15 protein-coding genes and 1 tRNA gene (1 of these 16 running past the window's edge) are annotated in these 17,182 nt (G+C 62.7%); 5 read left to right on the forward strand and 11 right to left on the reverse strand.

Annotated features, from left to right (window positions below):
- Positions 1 to 53: 53 nt before the first annotated feature.
- From ACI3KW_RS20030 to ACI3KW_RS20060, 7 genes are all read right to left on the reverse strand, one after another.
- Positions 54 to 737, reverse strand: coding sequence for a response regulator (locus ACI3KW_RS20030; RefSeq protein ID WP_404849586.1), 684 nt, complete (start codon positions 735 to 737; stop codon positions 54 to 56).
- Positions 734 to 3,400 (reverse strand): ATP-binding protein, encoded by a 2,667-nt coding sequence (locus ACI3KW_RS20035; RefSeq protein WP_404849556.1) that lies wholly within the window; start codon positions 3,398 to 3,400, stop codon positions 734 to 736. The genes ACI3KW_RS20030 and ACI3KW_RS20035 overlap by 4 nt, the downstream gene beginning before the upstream one ends.
- A gap of 1 nt (position 3,401) precedes the next feature.
- On the reverse strand, positions 3,402 to 3,968 hold the full coding sequence (kdpC, locus tag ACI3KW_RS20040; protein ID WP_404849557.1) for a potassium-transporting ATPase subunit KdpC: 567 nt from the start codon (positions 3,966 to 3,968) through the stop codon (positions 3,402 to 3,404).
- Positions 3,969 to 4,130: 162 nt separating this feature from the next.
- Positions 4,131 to 6,185, reverse strand: coding sequence for a potassium-transporting ATPase subunit KdpB (gene kdpB / locus ACI3KW_RS20045; protein ID WP_404849558.1), 2,055 nt, complete (start codon positions 6,183 to 6,185; stop codon positions 4,131 to 4,133).
- Between the two features lie 9 nt (positions 6,186 to 6,194).
- Positions 6,195 to 7,904, reverse strand: coding sequence for a potassium-transporting ATPase subunit KdpA (kdpA, locus tag ACI3KW_RS20050; protein ID WP_404849559.1), 1,710 nt, complete (start codon positions 7,902 to 7,904; stop codon positions 6,195 to 6,197).
- A gap of 16 nt (positions 7,905 to 7,920) precedes the next feature.
- Entirely contained in the window at positions 7,921 to 8,013 is a 93-nt protein-coding gene (kdpF, locus tag ACI3KW_RS20055) for a K(+)-transporting ATPase subunit F (RefSeq protein ID WP_162740466.1), read from the reverse strand.
- Positions 8,014 to 8,289: 276 nt separating this feature from the next.
- Positions 8,290 to 8,366: transfer RNA gene (locus ACI3KW_RS20060), tRNA-Met, on the reverse strand.
- A 223-nt stretch (positions 8,367 to 8,589) separates the two neighbouring features.
- Between ACI3KW_RS20060 and ACI3KW_RS20065 the strand changes: the two genes are divergently transcribed.
- The 5 genes from ACI3KW_RS20065 to ACI3KW_RS20085 all read left to right on the forward strand — a co-directional run bounded on the left by ACI3KW_RS20065 (position 8,590) and on the right by ACI3KW_RS20085 (position 11,756).
- Positions 8,590 to 9,627, forward strand: a complete 1,038-nt coding sequence (locus ACI3KW_RS20065; RefSeq protein WP_404849560.1) for an aldo/keto reductase — start codon at positions 8,590 to 8,592, stop codon at positions 9,625 to 9,627.
- A gap of 81 nt (positions 9,628 to 9,708) precedes the next feature.
- Positions 9,709 to 10,404, forward strand: coding sequence for a DUF599 domain-containing protein (locus tag ACI3KW_RS20070; RefSeq protein ID WP_404849561.1), 696 nt, complete (start codon positions 9,709 to 9,711; stop codon positions 10,402 to 10,404).
- 110 nt (positions 10,405 to 10,514) lie between these two features.
- Complete coding sequence (locus ACI3KW_RS20075) at positions 10,515 to 10,826, forward strand: (2Fe-2S)-binding protein (protein ID WP_113123676.1); 312 nt, start codon at positions 10,515 to 10,517, stop codon at positions 10,824 to 10,826.
- The gene (gene bfr / locus ACI3KW_RS20080) at positions 10,792 to 11,277 is read left to right on the forward strand and encodes a bacterioferritin (protein WP_035103068.1); all 486 of its coding nucleotides are present in this window, start codon (positions 10,792 to 10,794) and stop codon (positions 11,275 to 11,277) included. Before ACI3KW_RS20075 ends, bfr begins: the two co-directional genes overlap by 35 nt.
- A 68-nt stretch (positions 11,278 to 11,345) precedes the next feature.
- Entirely contained in the window at positions 11,346 to 11,756 is a 411-nt protein-coding gene (locus ACI3KW_RS20085) for a VOC family protein (protein WP_404849562.1), read from the forward strand.
- Here the strand turns inward: ACI3KW_RS20085 and ACI3KW_RS20090 are convergent, their stop codons facing one another.
- From ACI3KW_RS20090 to ACI3KW_RS20105, 4 genes are all read right to left on the reverse strand, one after another.
- Positions 11,757 to 12,368 carry a nucleotidyltransferase family protein gene (locus ACI3KW_RS20090; protein ID WP_404849563.1) on the reverse strand — a complete coding sequence of 204 codons (612 nt, stop codon included), beginning with the start codon at positions 12,366 to 12,368 and terminating at the stop codon, positions 11,757 to 11,759.
- Positions 12,369 to 12,402: 34 nt separating this feature from the next.
- The gene (locus ACI3KW_RS20095; RefSeq protein ID WP_404849564.1) at positions 12,403 to 13,413 is read right to left on the reverse strand and encodes an alpha/beta hydrolase; all 1,011 of its coding nucleotides are present in this window, start codon (positions 13,411 to 13,413) and stop codon (positions 12,403 to 12,405) included.
- Between the two features lie 319 nt (positions 13,414 to 13,732).
- Positions 13,733 to 14,947 carry a lytic murein transglycosylase gene (locus ACI3KW_RS20100; protein WP_404849565.1) on the reverse strand — a complete coding sequence of 405 codons (1,215 nt, stop codon included), beginning with the start codon at positions 14,945 to 14,947 and terminating at the stop codon, positions 13,733 to 13,735.
- Between the two features lie 143 nt (positions 14,948 to 15,090).
- A protein-coding gene (locus tag ACI3KW_RS20105) for a mechanosensitive ion channel domain-containing protein (RefSeq protein WP_404849566.1) crosses the window boundary here: on the reverse strand, positions 15,091 to 17,182 show its 3' portion. Its footprint extends 77 nt past the window's final position; only the last 2,092 of its 2,169 coding nucleotides appear in the window; its start codon lies off the right edge, out of view; it ends in the stop codon at positions 15,091 to 15,093.

Here is a 17,182-nt window from a genome sequence, read left to right on the forward strand (position 1 = left end):
TAACTCTTCGAGGCGTTGTGGTAGAGCGGCGGGGCGAAGTCAATGCATCGCGGCTATTCCATTAGCCGGTAGCCGACGCCAGCCTCGCTGACCAGATGCCTTGGGGCCTTGGGGTCCGCTTCAAGCTTGGACCGCAGCTGGCCGATGACGACGCGCAGATATTGCACATCGTCCTGGTGAGCCGGTCCCCAAATGCTGGTCAGCGCCTGGCGGTGGGTGACCACCCGATTGGCATGGGACGCGAGGAGAACAAAGAGATCGAACTCCTTGGGCGTCAGATGCACCGGCACGCCATCGACCAGCACGTGACGCAATTCGAGATCGAGCACCAGATTGCCAAAGCGCTGTTGGCTAGGGTGCGCCTCCCCTGACCCGGCCTGGCGCAGCGCGACACGGATGCGGGCGAGCAATTCGCCAATGCCGAAGGGCTTTTCGACATAGTCATTGGCGCCCAGGTCCAGCGCCGCGATCTTCTCGATTTCCTGGTCGCGGGCGGAGAGGACAATGATAGGCACTGCCGAGAAGGCCCGCACAGTTTCAATGACGGTTTTGCCATCGCCGTCGGGCAGGCCGAGATCGAGCACGATAAGCGCCGGCGCGCGGGTGGCGGCGAGGCGCTTGGCGTCGGCGGCGGTCGCGGCGGTTTCGACGTCAAAACCCGCGGCGAGCAATGCGGGTTTGAGGAAGCGCTGGATTTGCGGCTCGTCATCGACCACGAGGATACGCTGCTGCATCAGCTGGCCCTTCCCGGCTCGGCCAAGGGCAGGCGCAGGGTGATGCGGGTGCCGCGCTTGCGAATGGCGGGACTGCTTGCCTTGATGGAGCCGCCCATGGATGCCATCAGGCCCCGCGCGATGGACAGGCCCAGGCCCGTGCCGGCAGGGCGGCCATCGCCCTTGGCGCGGCGATAGAATTTATCGAAGATTTTTTCGAGATCGGCTTCGGGAATGCCCTTGCCCTGATCAGTCACCGCAATGCTCGCCTCGCCATCCTCGGCCCGGGCATAGATGGTGACGGGCAGGTTCGCCCCGCCATATTTGCGGGCATTGTCGAGCAGGTTGAACAGCACCTGTTCGAGCAGCACCGCGTCGCCCAGCGCACGGGGCAGGCCAGGCGCGATGCTGGTTTCGATGAGCAGATCAGGATGCAATTTGCGGGCCCGGGCGGTGCTGGTGTCGATAATGGCGGCAAGCTCGATCGGCTCGCGTCGTGCCTTCATCATACCCGCTTCGATCCGGGTCATGTCGAAGAGATTGGCGACAAAGCGGCTGAGCCGCCCCGCCTCTTCCTCGATCGACAGCAGCAGGTCGGCCCGGCTTTCGGCCGGCATCTTGTCGCCCAGCTGGCGCAGGCTGGTCACCGCCCCGGTGATTGAGGCGAGCGGGGTGCGCAGATCATGCGAGAGGGAGGAAAGGAGGGCCGATTGCACCTTCTCGCTTTCGCGCGCCACCGAGGCCCTGGCGCTTTCGCGGGTGAGGCGGGCCCGGTCCAGCGCTATGGCGGATTGATCGAGCAGGGCGATCCAGGTGCGCTCTTCATCCGGCGCCAGAGGAATATCGCGCGGACCCATGACCAGGCCCGCTACGCCCAGCAGGCGCTGCGCCGAGATGATGGGGCGGAACAGGTAATGGATTTGCGGCAGGGTGCCGGTCAGGAATCCGGCCGGCTCCTTCTTGTCGAAGGCCCAGCGAGCAGCGGTGAGTTCGGCCGCGCCCAATGCCTGGTCGGGCGGCCAGGCGGCGGTGGGCAACAGGTCGCCGGATTCGTCGGGCACCAGCACGATGGCGGGGCGACCGAGGCTGGCATTGAGATGGCTGGCAATGGCGTCGACGACGCTTTCCTGCCCATGGGCAGCCGAGAGCTTGCGGGAAAAATCGAGCAAAGCCTGGCTTTGCCGCGCCTGCTGGCGGGACAGCGTGGCGCTTTCGCGCAGGCGGGCGGCCAATTGCCCAGCCGCCAAGGCCACGGCGATGAAGATGACCAGCGACAGCACTTCCTGCGGCTGGGCCACGGTCAATTCGCCGGTGGGCTCGATGAAGAAGAAATTATAGGCGAAGAACGATAGCCCCGCCGCGATCAGCGCCGAGCCGCGCCCGGCAATCACCGCCGAAAGCAGCACCGCAGCGAGATAGAGCATGGAGAGGTTCTGCAGCGCGACCAGCGCCGTCAGGCCCAGGCCGAACAGCGTCGTGGCACCAACCGAGAGTAGCGGCAGGCCTAGGGTCAGCGCCCATTCCGGCAGGCTGGGCCATTTGCGGGCGCGGCGGGAAGGAGCCGAGCCCTCGCCGGGCACGATGTGAATGCCGATCTCGCCGGCCCCGCGCAGCAGCGCATCGGGCAGCGAGCGGCGGAGCCAGCTTCTGATCGCCGGCCGGCCGATCACGATCTGGGTAATATGCTCACGCCGGGCGATGCGCAGGATGGCGTCGACGAAATCACTGGCGCTTTCGCGCCGCGTTTCACCGCCCAGCCGCTCGGCCAGGCGCAGGGTTTGCTCCAGCTGTTCGGCATCGGCGGGCGCGGGCAGAGGTGAGCCGGGCCGCGTCAGCGACACGACCAGCCAGCGGGCATTGAGCCCCGAGGCGAGGCGGCTGGCCACCCGCACGACGCTTTCCGACATGGCATCGGGGCCGACGCAGACCAGCAGCCGCTCGCCCGTGGCCCAGGGGCCTTCCACCGCGCTCTGGCGCAGGAAATCCACCATCTGGTCATCCACCCGGTCGGCGGCGCGGCGCAGGGCCAGTTCGCGCAGGGCGGTCAGCGTGGCGGGTTTGAAAAAGCCGTCCAGCGCCCGCTTGGCATTGTCGGGCAGATAGACCTTGCCGGCATTGAGCCGGGCGATCAGCTCGGCGGGTGGCAGATCGACCAGGATCACCTCATCGGCCCGCTTGAGCACCACGTCGGGCACCGTCTCGCGCACCGGAATGCCGGCAGTGCGGGCGACGAGGTCTGAGAGGCTTTCCAGATGCTGGATATTGAGCGCCGTCCACACATCGATCCCCGCGCCGACCAGTTCGGCAATATCCTGGTAGCGCTTGGGGTGGCGCGAGCCGGTTGCGTTGGTATGGGCCAATTCGTCCACGATCAGCAAAGCCGGCCGCCGGGCCAAAGCCGCGTCGAGATCGAACTCGCCATAGGGCGTGTCACCGCCCTGGCGCGGCAGCACTTCAATGCCCTCGGCCAGCTTCGCCGTTTCGCTGCGGCCGTGCGTTTCGACCAGCCCAATGACCACGTCCATGCCGCTGGCCTTGAGCCCGCGTGCCCGCTCCAGCATGGCATAGGTTTTCCCCACGCCCGGCGCCGCACCCAGAAACACCGTCAGCTTGCCACGGCCTTCGCGCGCGGCAAGCTGGAGCAGGACGGCGGGGTCCGGCCTGTCTGTTTCGGTCTGGCGAGCCATATCAATTCCCGAGGGGAGCGGCCGCGTCCAGCGCCAGATTGAGGCGCAGCACGTTGACGCGCATTTCCCCGAATATACCCAAAGCCGGGCCTTCCGTCACATCCGCGACGAGCTTGGCGATTGCTGCTGGTTCAACCCCGCGCGCCTTGGCAACGCGCGCGATCTGGCTGGCGGCATATTGCGGAAAAATATGCGGATCAAGCCCCGAGCCCGACGTGGTGACCGCATCACCCGGCACTGGTCCACCGCCCATGGCCTGCACGGAGGCCGCAACGCGCTCGACCAGCGCCTTGCCGGTCGGCCCGATATTGGAGCCGGTGGATGCAGCCGCATTATAGGGCTCGGGCCCGGTCGCCGAAGGACGCGGCCAGAAATATTTCGGCTCGGCGAAATTCTGCCCGATCAATTCGGAGCCGATGGTAACGCCATCCCGCTCGATACGGCTGCCATTGGCCTGTTCGGGAAAGGCGACCTGCGCCGCCGCGGTAATGGCGAGGGGATAGGCGAGGCCCGTGACGGCCGAGAGCAGGACGGTGAGGACGATGGCAGGACGGATTTGGTTGAGCATTTTGGGCTTCTTTGAAGGCGCGGTGGTGGTTCGGTCGTCCCCTCCCCCTTGAGGGGAGGGCTAGGGTGGGGGTCTTTGCGGCTTCTGCGCGAGGCTCGCCGACCCCCACCCTCATTCCCTCCCCTCAAGGGGGAGGGAGGCGGCGCGGTGATATCGGGGCCATCAAATGATCCCCAATCCCGTCACGGCCATATCCACCAGCTTGATGCCGATAAACGGGGCGACCAGGCCCCCCAGGCCGTAAACGAGCAGGTTGCGGGACAACAGCGCCGCGGCGCCAACCGGGCGGTATTTCACCCCGCGCAAAGCCAGCGGGATCAGCGCCACGATGATCAGCGCGTTGAAGATCACCGCCGACAGGATGGCCGATTGCGGCGAAGTGAGCCCCATAATGTTGAGCGCGCCCAACTGCGGATAGGTGACCAGGAACAAAGCCGGGATGATCGCGAAATATTTGGCCACGTCATTGGCGATGGAGAAGGTAGTGAGCGAGCCGCGCGTCATCAGGATCTGCTTGCCGATCTCGACGATCTCGATGAGCTTGGTGGGGCTGGAATCCAGATCCACCATATTGCCTGCCTCGCGCGCCGCCTGGGTGCCCGATTGCATGGCGACACCCACATCGGCCTGCGCCAAAGCAGGGGCATCATTGGTGCCGTCGCCGCACATGGCGATCAGCCGCCCGCCGGTCTGTTCCTTGCGGATAAACTCCAGCTTCTGCTCGGGCGTCGCTTCGGCAAGGAAATCATCCACCCCCGCTTCCGAGGCAATGGCCGCGGCCGTGACGGGATTGTCGCCCGTGACCATGATGGTGCGGATGCCCATGGCGCGCAGGGCCGCAAACCGCTCCTTGATGCCGGGCTTGACCACATCCTTGAGATGGACGACGCCCAGGAGGCGATCGGCTTCCGCCACAGCCAGCGGCGTGCCGCCGGTGCGCGCAATGGCACCCACGGCCTTGTTGAATTCGGGGCTGGCCTGCGCCTTGTCGAGGCCCACAAACCGCAGCACGGCATCCACCGCGCCCTTGCGAATGCGCCTGCCTTCAATGTCGATGCCCGAAATCCGGGTCTGCGCCGAGAAGGCGATGGTCGTCGTGCCATTGCCGACAATGCGCGGCTCACTGAGCCCGAAATCACTCTTGGCAAGCGCCACGATGGAGCGCCCCTCGGCGGTTTCGTCGGAGAGCGAGGCCAATAGTACCGCCTCGGCCAGCTCCTTCTCGCTCACCCCCGACACCGGCAAAAACTCGGACGCCATACGATTGCCAAAGGTGATCGTGCCGGTCTTGTCGAGCAGCAGCGTATCGACATCCCCCGCCGCTTCCACCGCCCGGCCCGAGGTGGCGATGACATTGAAGCGGATGAGCCGATCCATGCCGGCAATGCCGATGGCCGAGAGCAGGCCGCCAATCGTGGTGGGGATCAGTGTGACCAGCAAAGCTGCGAGCACGGCGACCGACAGCGTCGTGCCCGAATAGAGCGCCAGCCCGTACAGCGTCACCACGGCAATCAGGAACACCAGCGTCAGCCCGGAGAGCAGGATCGACAGCGCGATTTCGTTGGGCGTCTTCTGCCGCTTGGCCCCTTCGATCAGCGCGATCATGCGGTCGACAAAGCTCTCGCCGGGCTTGGTGGTGATGCGCACCTTGAGCCAATCGGAAATCACCTGCGTGCCGCCGGTCACGGCCGAGCGATCCCCGCCCGCCTCGCGGATCACCGGTGCAGACTCGCCCGTGATGGCGCTTTCATTGACCGAGGCCACCCCTTCGATGACCTCGCCATCGCCGGGGATAAGGTCATTGACCTCGACCAAGACGATGTCACCGATCTTGAGCGCCGTAGCCGGGATAACCTCGCAGCCATTATTGCCGCTCTGATTGGCGAACAGCATTTTCTTGGCGACGAGGTCCGATTTGCTGCGTTTCAGGCTCTCCGCCTGCGCCTTGCCGCGCCCTTCGGCAACGGCTTCGGCGAAAGTGGCGAACAGTACCGTGAACCATAGCCAGAGCGCGATCTGGCCGGAAAAACCGGCACCCACGCCCCCTAACAGGTCCTGAACAAAGATGGCAGTGACCAGCACAGCCACCACTTCAGTGACAAAAATCACCGGATTGCGGATCAGCTGGCGCGGATCGAGCTTGATCACCGCGTCACGCAGCGCCGGCACCAGAATGGCGGGCGAGAGAATGGAAATGGATTTGGCGGAAGTGGACATGTTGATTTCCTAAAAGCTCTGCCCGGCCAGCATGGCGAAATGCTCGACAATGGGACCCAGAGCCAGGGCCGGGAAGAATTGCAGCCCGCCCAGAATGATGATGATGCCGATGAGGAGGCCCACGAATAGCGGCCTGTCGGTGGGGAACGTGCCCGAGGAGGCGGGCACGTGTGGCTTGGCCACCAGCCCGCCGGCAATGGCCAGCACTGGCACGAGATAGGCAAAGCGACCCAGCAGCATGGCGATGCCAAGCGTGGTATTGTACCAGGGCGTGTTCGCCGTCAGCCCGCCAAAGGCCGAGCCATTATTCCCCGCTGCCGACGTATAGGCGTAGAGAATTTCGCTGAGCCCATGCGGGCCGGGGGTGAGGATCGAGCTGGTGCCGAATTCGGCCACCGCCGAGACGGCGGTAAAACCCAATATAGTCAGCGGCAGGATGAGAATGGCCAGCATGGCAAATTTCATCTCGCGCGCTTCGATCTTTTTGCCCAAAAGCTCGGGCGTGCGGCCCACCATCAGGCCCGCCACGAAAACGGCGAGAATGGCAAAGACCAGCAGCCCATAAAGCCCCGAACCGACGCCGCCGGGCAGCACTTCGCCCAGCTGGATCAGGAACATGGGCACGAGGCCTCCAAGCGGGGTGAGCGAGCCATGCATGGCATTGACGCCGCCATTCGATAGGCCCGTGGTGACGGCGGCATAGAGCGCCGACATGGCCTGGCCGAAGCGGACTTCCTTGCCTTCCATATTGCCGAGCGAGGGATCGACGCCCGCCGCGGTCAGCAGCGGGTTGCCAAACGTCTCGGCCCAATAAATCGCGCCGGTGCCGATCACCAGCATGATCACCGTGACCGATATCAGTGCCCAGCCCTGACGGCGATTGCCCACCATCTGCCCGAAGGCATAGACCAGGGAAGCCGAGACGCCGAGCATGGCGATGATGTTGAGATAGTTGGAAAACGCATTGGGGTTTTCAAACGGATGGGCGGCATTGACGTTGAAGAACCCGCCGCCATTGGTGCCCAATTGCTTGATGGCTTCCTGGCTGGCAACGGGGCCAGTAGCAATGGTCTGCTGCACGCCTTCGAGCGTTGTGGCCGTAAAGCTGGCATCAAGGCTCTGCGGCAAGCCCATGGCGACAAAAGCCAGTGCCACCACGATGGCGAGCGGCAGCAGCACATAAAGCGTGGCGCGGGTCAGATCGACCCAGAAATTGCCCAGCTCACTGGCGCCCGAGCGCACAAAGGCCCGGGTCAGCGCCATGGCCACGGCAATGCCGGTGGCGGCAGACACGAAGTTCTGCACGGTGAGGCCCAGCATCTGGCTGAGATGACTCATCGTGGTTTCCCCGCCATAGCTCTGCCAATTGGTATTGGTGACAAAACTGGCCGCCGTGTTGAAGGCCAGGTCCGGCGGCACGCCAGCAAAACCCTGCGGATTGAGCGGCAGCACATTCTGCAGCCGCAAGATGGCATAGAGAAAGAGGAACCCGACGAGGCTGAACAGCAGCACGCCGATCGTATAGCCGAGCCAGCCCTGCTCCTTGTCGGGGCGCACGCCGGCCAGCGCATAAAAGCCGCGCTCGACCGGAGCGAGTACGGGCGAAAGAAACGTGCGCTCGCCGGAAAACACCTTGGCCATATAAAGGCCGAGCGGTTTGACGAGCAGAAGGACTGCAATCAGCACGAAGCCGATTTGCAGCCAGCCAATGAGGGACATATCTGGCTCCGAAGGATCAGAAGCGCTCAGGGGCCAGCAGCGTCACCACAAGGTAAACGGCCAGCGCCAGCGCGATAAGAAAAGCGATGATGAGCATGGTGCCGCTCACAGGCGATGCAGCGCCGCGGCATAGATCGCCAGAGCGATCAACGTGCCGGCGCCAAGAGCAATAAATGCAAGGTCGAGCATAACGAGCCTCCAATTGAGGCCCATTCATTGCGCCCATGCGCCGTCAGATTTCCATATGGAATGCGACGCCGTGGCATAAGGATTTCATAAGGACGCCATGGCCGGCATCGCCCGGATCAAATGCCAGCCTGTCCGCCGAACCGCTGGCCCAGAACAGGAAAAGCCCAGCAAAGCACTTGGCTTTGCTGGGCTTTTTTGGTTGCGGGAGCAGGATTTGAACCTGCGACCTTCAGGTTATGAGCCTGACGAGCTACCGGGCTGCTCCATCCCGCGTCAAAACGTTGATAACAATGCCGGTTGGCTTGGTCATCACGGCGACCCGGTGGTCGCGACGTGAGGCGTATATAGGGGGTGTATTCGCTCAGCTCAACCCCTAAACGGTCCGCCATGACGCTTTTTTGACACTTATACCGGTTCAGCGCCTTGTCTGCCGCCGCTGCCCGTTTTATCCGCTTATTGCCGCCTCCCGTTTCCCCCGATCATCTGGAATTTGCTCATGAAATTGAAGCCATTGGGCCGCACCGAGCTGCGGGTCACCGAAATCTGCCTTGGCACCATGACCTGGGGCAGCCAGAACACCGAAGCCGAAGGCCATGCCCAGATTGATATGGCGCTTGAGGCCGGCATCAATTTCATGGATACCGCCGAGCTCTATGCTGTGCCGGGCAGCGTCCAGACGTCCGGGCGCACCGAGGAGATCATCGGCAATTGGTTCACTCAGAGCGGCAAGCGCGACCAGTGGATCCTGGCCTCCAAGATCGGTGGCGGCGGTAGCAGCCATATTCGCAACGGCGCCCGCCCCGATGGCGCCACCATCCGCATCGCGCTCGAACAGAGTCTGAAGCGCCTCAAGACCGACCGCATCGAGCTCTACCAGGTCCATTGGGCCTCGCGCGGCAGCTATAATTTCGACGGCTCCTGGACCTATGCGCCCCATAGGCAGGACACAGCCGACGTACTCGACAATATCGGGGACATGCTCGAAACCCTGGGCGCGCTGGTCAAGGAGGGCAAGATTGCCCATGCCGGCGTCTCCAACGAAACCACCTGGGGCATCAGCCAATGGCTGGCCATTGCCGGGGCCCGCAACCTGCCACGCCTGGTCTCGGTACAGAACGAATATAACCTGCTGCGCCGCCATTTCGATCTCGATCTGGCTGAACTCAGCCACCATGAACAGGTGGGGCTGCTGGCCTATTCCCCGCTCGCTGGCGGCCTGTTGACCGGCAAATATTTCGATGGCGCCATTCCTGCCGGCAGCCGTGCGGACTACCAGAAGGGCTTCTGGCGCCTCAATGCCTATTCGGAGGCTGCCGCCAAGGAGTATGTCGCCCTGGCCCAGGAACACGGCCTCGATCCGGCGCAGATGGCCATCGCCTTCGCGCTCACCCGGCCGTTCATGACCTCGGTGATTGTCGGCGCCACCAGCACGGCCCAATTGGCCAATGCCATCGGCGCCGCCAAGCTCACCCTCTCGCCCGAAGTTCTGACCGCGATCGAGGCGATCCACCGCCGCTGGCCGCGCACGATCTAGGTTTCAAGGGCGGCGGTTGATGCCGTCGCCTTTTTTCACGGCCGCGCTATAAGTGAAGCAAATCACTCCGGGGGTATGACCTTGTCGATCACGCTGATCTCCACCATCCTGCCGCTGATCTGCTATTTCGCTTACAATATCATTGTGCCCTGGATCGAGCGGCGACGGCCCTCGCTCTCGGTGATCATGAACATGCAGCGCCGGCGCTGGGTCGCCAATGCCGCCAAGCGTGAAACCCCGTTCGACGCCATCCTGTCGGGCAATATCATGCAATCGGTCAGTTTCCTCGCCTCAACGGCAGTGCTGATGGTGCTGGCGGTGTTTGCCGTGTTCGGGCAATTGCCGACATTGATGGCAGCGCTCGATTCCCTGTCGCTGGACCGGGCCTATTCGGTCAGCGATGTGGAAATCCATCTCGTGGTCATGCTGGCGCTATTCGTGCTGGCGTTTTTCGCCTTCACCCTGTCGCTGCGCCAGTTCAACCATTTCTGCATCATGCTGGGCGCGCTCGACCACAATGTGGAGACGCCGGATGACGAGATCGAGGCCATTGCCCGCATGAATGCGCTGGGCGCCAAGAATTTCAATAGCGGCATCCGTGCCTATTATTTCTCGGTGGCGACGGTGGCCTGGTTCGCCTCCGAATGGCTGGCCATCGCCACGTGCCTTGCCACCATATTCATCCTGGCCCATCGCGAATTCTTCTCGACCGCGCATCGCACGGCGGCTCTTGCCGCGGTCATCGCCGCCCGCCGCCAGCAGAAGGCCGATAGCTGAGCCCCATTTCCGGCAAATGTGTTCGGCGATATTAATTTCTGACATTGACAATCATGAATGCTGCACGCTTTATGCCGCCCAGCAAGCTCCACCCTGACAAGCCGGCACAAATGCTCGTCTGCCAATGCAACATGATCACGTCCAAGGAAATCGAGGACATCGTTCTCGACCTTCTCAAGGCCGACCCATGGCAATTGGTGGTTCCGGCCAAGGTCTATAACGAACTTAACCGTCGCGCCAAATGCAGCGGTTGCGTGCCGAATGTGGTGGACATTATTGTTCGCGTCACCGAAAACTACCACTCGCAGCAAGCCCATCCGCCTGCCGATCTGATCCACATTCAGACCGGGCTGGAGAAGCTCAAGAAACAGCAGAGTGGAGTACGTCGTGAAAGGCGAAGCACAAGTCATCGAGCGGCTTAACGAGGCCCTCTTTCTCGAACTCGGCGCGGTGAACCAGTATTGGGTGCACTTCCGTCTCCTGGACGACTGGGGCTATAAGAAGCTCGCCGCCAAGGAACGCGCTGAATCAATTGAGGAAATGCATCACGCCGATCGCCTGATCGAGCGCATCATCTTTCTCGAAGGCCATCCGAACCTGCAGCGCGTCGCGCCCCTGCGAATCGGCCAGACCATCAAGGAAGTGCTCGAAGCCGACCTTGCCGGCGAATACGATGCCCGCGCCGCCTATAAGGCCAGCCGCGAGCTGTGCGAAAGCCTGGGCGACTATGTTTCCAAGAACCTGTTCGAGGCCCTGCTGACCGACGAGGAAGGTCACATCGACTTCCTCGAAACCCAGCTCGAGCTGCTCTCCAAGATCGGCGAAGAAAAATACGGCCAGCTCAATTCCGCTTCCGCCGACGAAGCCGAATAAGCTTTTTGCCTATTTTCTATGGACCGCCCGGCTATCCCCTGGGCGGTCTTTTTGCGTGAGGATTATCCATGACCTGGCACACCGGCCGCCTCATCGACCATGTCCATTTGCGTGCCAGGAATTTTGCCAATACGCGCTATTTCTACGAAAAGGTGCTGGCCGTGCTCGGCCACAGGATCGAGCAATCGGGCAAGAACTGGTTCCAGGTCGATGAGCTGTTCGTCGATGCCGCCGATGCCAGGACCGTGCCCACCCATATCCACCTGGCCTTTCAGGCCAAGGACCGCGCCATGGTCGATGCTTTCCACAAGGCCGCCCTCGCCGCCGGCGGCAGCGACAATGGTCCGCCCGGCGAGCGGCACTACCATCCCGGCCATTACGCCGCCTTCGTGCTCGACCCCGATGGCAACAATATCGAAGCCGTATTCCACGGCCCGGTGCAGCGCTCGGCCGAGTCAGTCAGGTTCGATCCCGCCTGATCAATCCGGCCATGGCACCACGGTCAGTTCAGGCCAGATGCCCTTGTTGCGCTCGGCCTTGGCGTTATGGGTATTGCGGTTGTCGAGCGCCGGATTGGGCGTAATGCGGAACGAGAATATGTCATCGAGCCCGAATGGCGCGAAGATGCTGATCGCATCGTCATCCTCGAGCCGCGCCGAGACCGCATGGGTCTTGGACGCGAAATAGTCCATCATCTCGGCGCTGCTGCGCAATTGCGGATAGGGCGTTCCGAACTTCTGCGGGAACCACAAATGCACCCGCGCCTGGTTGCGCACCTCGACCGGCAGCGGCAGATCGCCGAACACTGCCGCCGCGCGGCGGATCACGCGGTCCTCGGCTTCATAGGAGAGGTCGCTATCGTCGAAATAAACGACATCGGCATCCTTGATGCCGGTCAGCGGCGGCTTTCCGGTCAGCTCGTTCCACACTGAATTATAGATCGCGCCAGACCCCAGCAGCGGGTCGGGCAAGGCCATGTCGCGCAGCCTTTGGAGAATAGTCATCAGCACCGGCTGCCGCCGGATGATGGCTTTAACGGTCTCGACCTGAACCTCGTGGCTGGCGCCGGAAAATCGCAAATGATCGCTCATGCGAGCAAGCTAGCGCGATTCTCCGGCGCTGTGCCTATTTCTGGATCGGCTGGAACATGGCATCCATCTGCTGGATGATCTGGTCCATCGGCGCGATCGATTCCGGCAATTGCTCGGGCGGCTCCGGCGCCACCGCGACATACGGCACCCCGCTCGGAAACGCCCCGAACATCTGGAAAAAACTCACCATGTCGTCGAGCACCGGCATGCGCCAACGCCACATCGCCCCCATGGCAATCACCGGCTCCATATGGCCGAAGCCATTGTAATATTTGGTGGTGACCCAGATACCGCTATCCTTGAGTTTCTGGGCGAAACGCTCGGTATTCTGCATCCGCACGATGGGGTCGGTGGTGCCCGTCGCCAGATACATGGGCGGGGTGTCGGAGGTGACCAGATTAATCGGCTGCGTGCCCTGCGGATTGGGCGCATCGCCAAATGCATCGCGCACTTCGCCATATTCGAACGGGTAGAAATCATATGGCCCCGACAGGGCCGCAACGCCCAGGATCGACAGCGTCACGCCATATTCGCGCAGGAAAGACGGGTCGAGCGCCAGCATTACCGCGTTATAGGCGCCGGCCGAATGCCCGGCCAGGAACACCCGATTGGGGTCGCCACCATATTGGGCGATATTGTCCTGCACCCAACGCAGACCATTGGCATTGTCTTCCAGAAACTCCGGATAGCGCACTTCGGGCACCAGCCGGTAATCGGCAATGACGGTGACAAAACCCCGCGCCGCCAGGGCCCGGCCGACGAATTGGTAATCGCTGCGCTCGCCCCGGTTCCAGCCGCCGCCATAGATGAAATAGACCACCGGCGCCGGCGCGCCGCGCTGCTCGGGGGCGTAAACGTCCAGCTTGTGGCGGGGGCCATCGGCATAGGCGATGCCGTCGCCAACCTTGGATGTGCCGGCATCCATGGCCGCCGGTAGGTTGAACGGATCGAGCAGCGACAGCGCCATGCTGGGCGCCGGGTGGATCGCGATCAACACCATCAGCGCCATCAGGATCGGGCGCAGCAGCAAGGGATTTCGGGTCATGACCATCTTGGTTTTCAGCGGAGAATGAGGGGTGCCTAGCGCCCAATGCGGAGGATTTTATGGCCATCCAGAATGGGCGAGGGCAGGAGTCTCAATGGTCCGAGACGCGCCTGCCCTCTACTTAAGCGCCGACAAATCTGGGCGCAATTGGTTAACGATAGGTTAACGTTGACACGAGGACCAATCGACTTTCAGCTCAGGCTGAGCCGAGAATGGTGGTTTGCGAGAACCGGACCGGAACGTACTTTTGGGTACGTGAGGACCGGAAGCGCAGAAAACTGCCATTTGCAGGCCAGCATCAGCTGAAGGGCGGTTGGTCCTAGCGTTTGAGCATATCCAGCAGCCGCCCGGACACATGTCCGTCAGCGACCACGCCCGCCCGGTTCTGAAAGGCCATCACCGCCGCCCGCGTCTTCGGGCCGATCACCCCGTCGGGCGAACCCACATCATAACCAGCCCGCGCCAGCAGCGATTGCACCTGGGCGCGCTGATCCTTGCTCAGCGCATAATCCCCCGATGGCCAGGGCGCGGCGAACTGCCCGCCCCCGATGATCCGGTCGGCCAGGTGCCCGACGGCCAGAGCATAGCTGTCCGAATTGTTGTAGCGCTTGATCACATCGAAATTGTGCAGCAGCAGGAAGGATGGCCCCGCTGCTCCGGCCGGCATATAGATCCGCGCCACATCGCTCTGCCGCGGGAATGGCTTGCCCGAAACCCGGGTAATGCCCATGGCCTGCCATTGACTGAGCGGCGCCCGCTCCAATTGCCGTGCGGCGGCAAAATTGAAGCCGGCGGGCAGCTTGATTTCATAGCCCCAGGTCTCGCCCGGCCGCCAGCCGAAGCTCTTGAGATAATTGGCGGTCGAGCCGAGCGCATCAGGTATCGAGTTCCAGATATCCTTCCGGCCGTCGCCATTATAATCGACCGCATAGGCCATGAAGCTCGATGGCATGAACTGGGTATGCCCCATGGCGCCAGCCCAGGAGCCCACCATGTTAGCGGGGCTCACATTGCCATCCGAAATAATGCGCAAGGCGGTCAGCAGCTCGCGCTTGAAGAAGTCGGCGCGATAGCCGCCCTCGACCAAGGTGGCGAGCGCATGGATAGTGTTCTCGCCGCCCATAAAGCCGCCGAAATTGGTTTCCATGCCCCAGATCGCCAACACGATTTCCGGCTGCACGCCATAGCGCTGCTGCGCGCCGGTCAGGGTCTGGTTCCATTCGCTGCGCATGGCCCTGCCCTTGCCGGCCTGGGCATCGGTGACGCGGCGATCGACATATTGCTGCACGGTCTGAGAAAATTCGGGCTGCTTGCGCGTCAGCTCCATGATCTTGGGCGAAAAGCTATACCCGGCAAAGGCCGCGTCAAAAGCTGTGCGGCTCACCCCCTGCGCCTGCGCATCGGGCCACAGCCGGCGCACGAAATCGGCGCTATTGGCAAAGGCCGGCACAATAGTGCCAAACGCCAACAGCGCGGTCAGAGCCAGCATGGGCAGGCGGCGGAAAAAGGCAATCTTCTTGCCGGATGGGTGCATGGCGGGCCTCGTGATACCAGGTACTTCAGTCACGGTGGCGGAGCAAACAGGCCCCGCCCGCGCGTCCAGTGTGCCGCACAGGACGCGTATCACTATTTTAACCGATCACATTAAGATCGGCTTAAGGCTAAACCCCGAGGCGATCACGGTTGCGTGGCGGCCTCGTCATCCAGCGGTGGCAGGATTTGCGGCCGGTCCACCGTCCGGTAGGTGACGATCTGGGAGGGGCTGCGAATATCGCGCTCGGCCAGCATACGCTTGACGGTTTCGCTATAGAGCCGGCCAATGCCCCATTGCTTGCCGGCCATGGTCTTGATGCGCGCCCGCACTTTCATCGCCCCGCCGGTCAGCGACACCAGGCCCTGCAGATCCAGATCATCGATCACCATGTCGCGGTGTTCCGATTGCATCGCCACCACGAACGCATCGCGCAGCACCTGCTTGACCGCTTCGATATCGCTGTCATAGGCGACATCGAATTCGGCGACATAGAAGGAATAGCCCCGCACCATATTGGAGACCTGGTCCACCGATGAGAACGGGATCAGATGCACCGTGCCGGTCATGTCGCGAATGGTTACCGAGCGGATGGTGAGCTTTTCGACCACGCCTGACTTGCCGGCGGCCTCCACTACATCGCCCTCGTTCATGACATTCTCGAACTGGATGAAAATGCCGGTGATAATGTCCTGTACCAGCTTTTGCGCACCAAACCCGATGGCCAGACCAATCACCCCGGCGCCGGCGAGGAGCGGGGCGATATTCACCCCGATCTGGGCGAGCGCCAGCATCAGCCCGAACACCACCAAAGCAATGGTGAAGGCATTCTTGAACAGGTTGAGCAATGTCTTCTCGCGCGGCGTCGGCGCCTTGCCCACCGTGGTATTGAGCCGATATTCCACCCAGGACGCGACCACGACATAGAGCACCACGCAGACCAGCACGATCAGCGCGGCCGACACGATCGAGCCGGCGATCTGCTGGCCCTGTTCGCTGCCGATCCAGCCCAGGAAATCGAACAGCGACCACGCCTGCAAAATGGCCGCCACCACCCCGGCAATCACCACCCAGCGAACCACCTGCATGACGCGGGGCACAAAGGCATGCAGCCGCGCTTCAAGCAGCGGCAGTCGCGCCTTGATATCCCCCGGCAGGCGCAGGCCGACGCCGACAAAGCGGCCGACAAAACCCACAATGACCGCGCCGATGACAATGGCGATGAGCGACTGGATCGTGGCCGCGATCATGAAGGGCAAAGCCCGTTCCGGATTGGCAAACCAGACCACGAGCAGCGCCAGCAGATAGCCGATCGCCACCAGGTGCCAGAACTGGCCGACCAGCATGAACAACTGGCCCAGCCCATCCTTCTCGCGCTTGTGCGCCAGTTCATTGAGCCAGTGCCGCACATCAAGCTTGTTCTGCAGCACAATGACGATGCCAATGACCACGGCCGTCACCATGACCAAAGCCTGCACCGCACTCGCCGCCCCCAGCGACAGGTTGGCGGCAATCACCGGCGACACGAACATGAAGGTATAGCCGACCAGCGAAATGACCCGCGCCAGCCAGAATGACCAATAGGCCGCATTGCTGTCCGAAACAGGCAGCAGCCGCAGCGCGCTATGACGCGGCACCAGCACCGCCCGCACCACCAGCTTGCTCATTTCCACGACGAGGAAGGCATTGAGCAGCAGCGATTGGTTGATCCCCATCCGTCCCGCCGTGCCGCCGATGACGCTGAGCGCCAGCACATAGCCAATCGCCCAGGCCAGCACCACCGAGCCACCATCGATGGCCGCGGCACCCACGGCGCCCAGCAGGCGCACATACCAGGCGCGATTGGCGACGCGGCCGGCGATCACGCCCTGCAGCCATACCACCAGCAGCCGCAGCACGAGGAAACTGCCGAACAAGCCGAGACCGACCAGCAATACGCCAACGGCGATGTCGCGCAGCGCATTCAGGTCGCCATTGGCGGCGCCACTAAAGCCCTGTTGCAGATCGGAAAACACCTGACCGACTGCTGCAAAAGTCGCCGACGCCCCCTCCGCCACGCTGCGGGTATATTCGGCGAGCTGACGGGCAATGCTCAGATCCGCCGGCGCTTCGGCCGGCACCGCCGGCTCGGCGCTGGCCGATTGCTGCAACCGCTCGATCAGCGCCGCCCGGCTTTGATCATTCTCGATGATCTTGATCAGCGTATCGATATCGGCATCGCTGGCACTGGCCGGCGCG

Origin of the sequence: Devosia sp. ZW T5_3, assembly GCF_044987315.1 — a bacterium.
Taxonomy (GTDB): Bacteria; Pseudomonadota; Alphaproteobacteria; order Rhizobiales; family Devosiaceae; genus Devosia.

Bases quoted from the DNA above. Each gene is read 5' to 3' on its own strand.
- kdpC (WP_404849557.1), bottom strand. From the start codon at position 3,968: ATGCTCAACCAAATCCGTCCTGCCATCGTCCTCACCGTCCTGCTCTCG.
- ACI3KW_RS20065 (WP_404849560.1), top strand. From the start codon at position 8,590: ATGAAATTGAAGCCATTGGGCCGCACCGAGCTGCGGGTCACCGAAATC.
- ACI3KW_RS20035 (WP_404849556.1), bottom strand. From the start codon at position 3,400: ATGGCTCGCCAGACCGAAACAGACAGGCCGGACCCCGCCGTCCTGCTC.
- kdpA (WP_404849559.1), bottom strand. From the start codon at position 7,904: ATGTCCCTCATTGGCTGGCTGCAAATCGGCTTCGTGCTGATTGCAGTC.
- ACI3KW_RS20090 (WP_404849563.1), bottom strand. From the start codon at position 12,368: ATGAGCGATCATTTGCGATTTTCCGGCGCCAGCCACGAGGTTCAGGTC.
- ACI3KW_RS20100 (WP_404849565.1), bottom strand. From the start codon at position 14,947: ATGCACCCATCCGGCAAGAAGATTGCCTTTTTCCGCCGCCTGCCCATG.
- ACI3KW_RS20085 (WP_404849562.1), top strand. From the start codon at position 11,346: ATGACCTGGCACACCGGCCGCCTCATCGACCATGTCCATTTGCGTGCC.
- ACI3KW_RS20095 (WP_404849564.1), bottom strand. From the start codon at position 13,413: ATGACCCGAAATCCCTTGCTGCTGCGCCCGATCCTGATGGCGCTGATG.
- kdpB (WP_404849558.1), bottom strand. From the start codon at position 6,185: ATGTCCACTTCCGCCAAATCCATTTCCATTCTCTCGCCCGCCATTCTG.
- ACI3KW_RS20075 (WP_113123676.1), top strand. From the start codon at position 10,515: ATGCTCGTCTGCCAATGCAACATGATCACGTCCAAGGAAATCGAGGAC.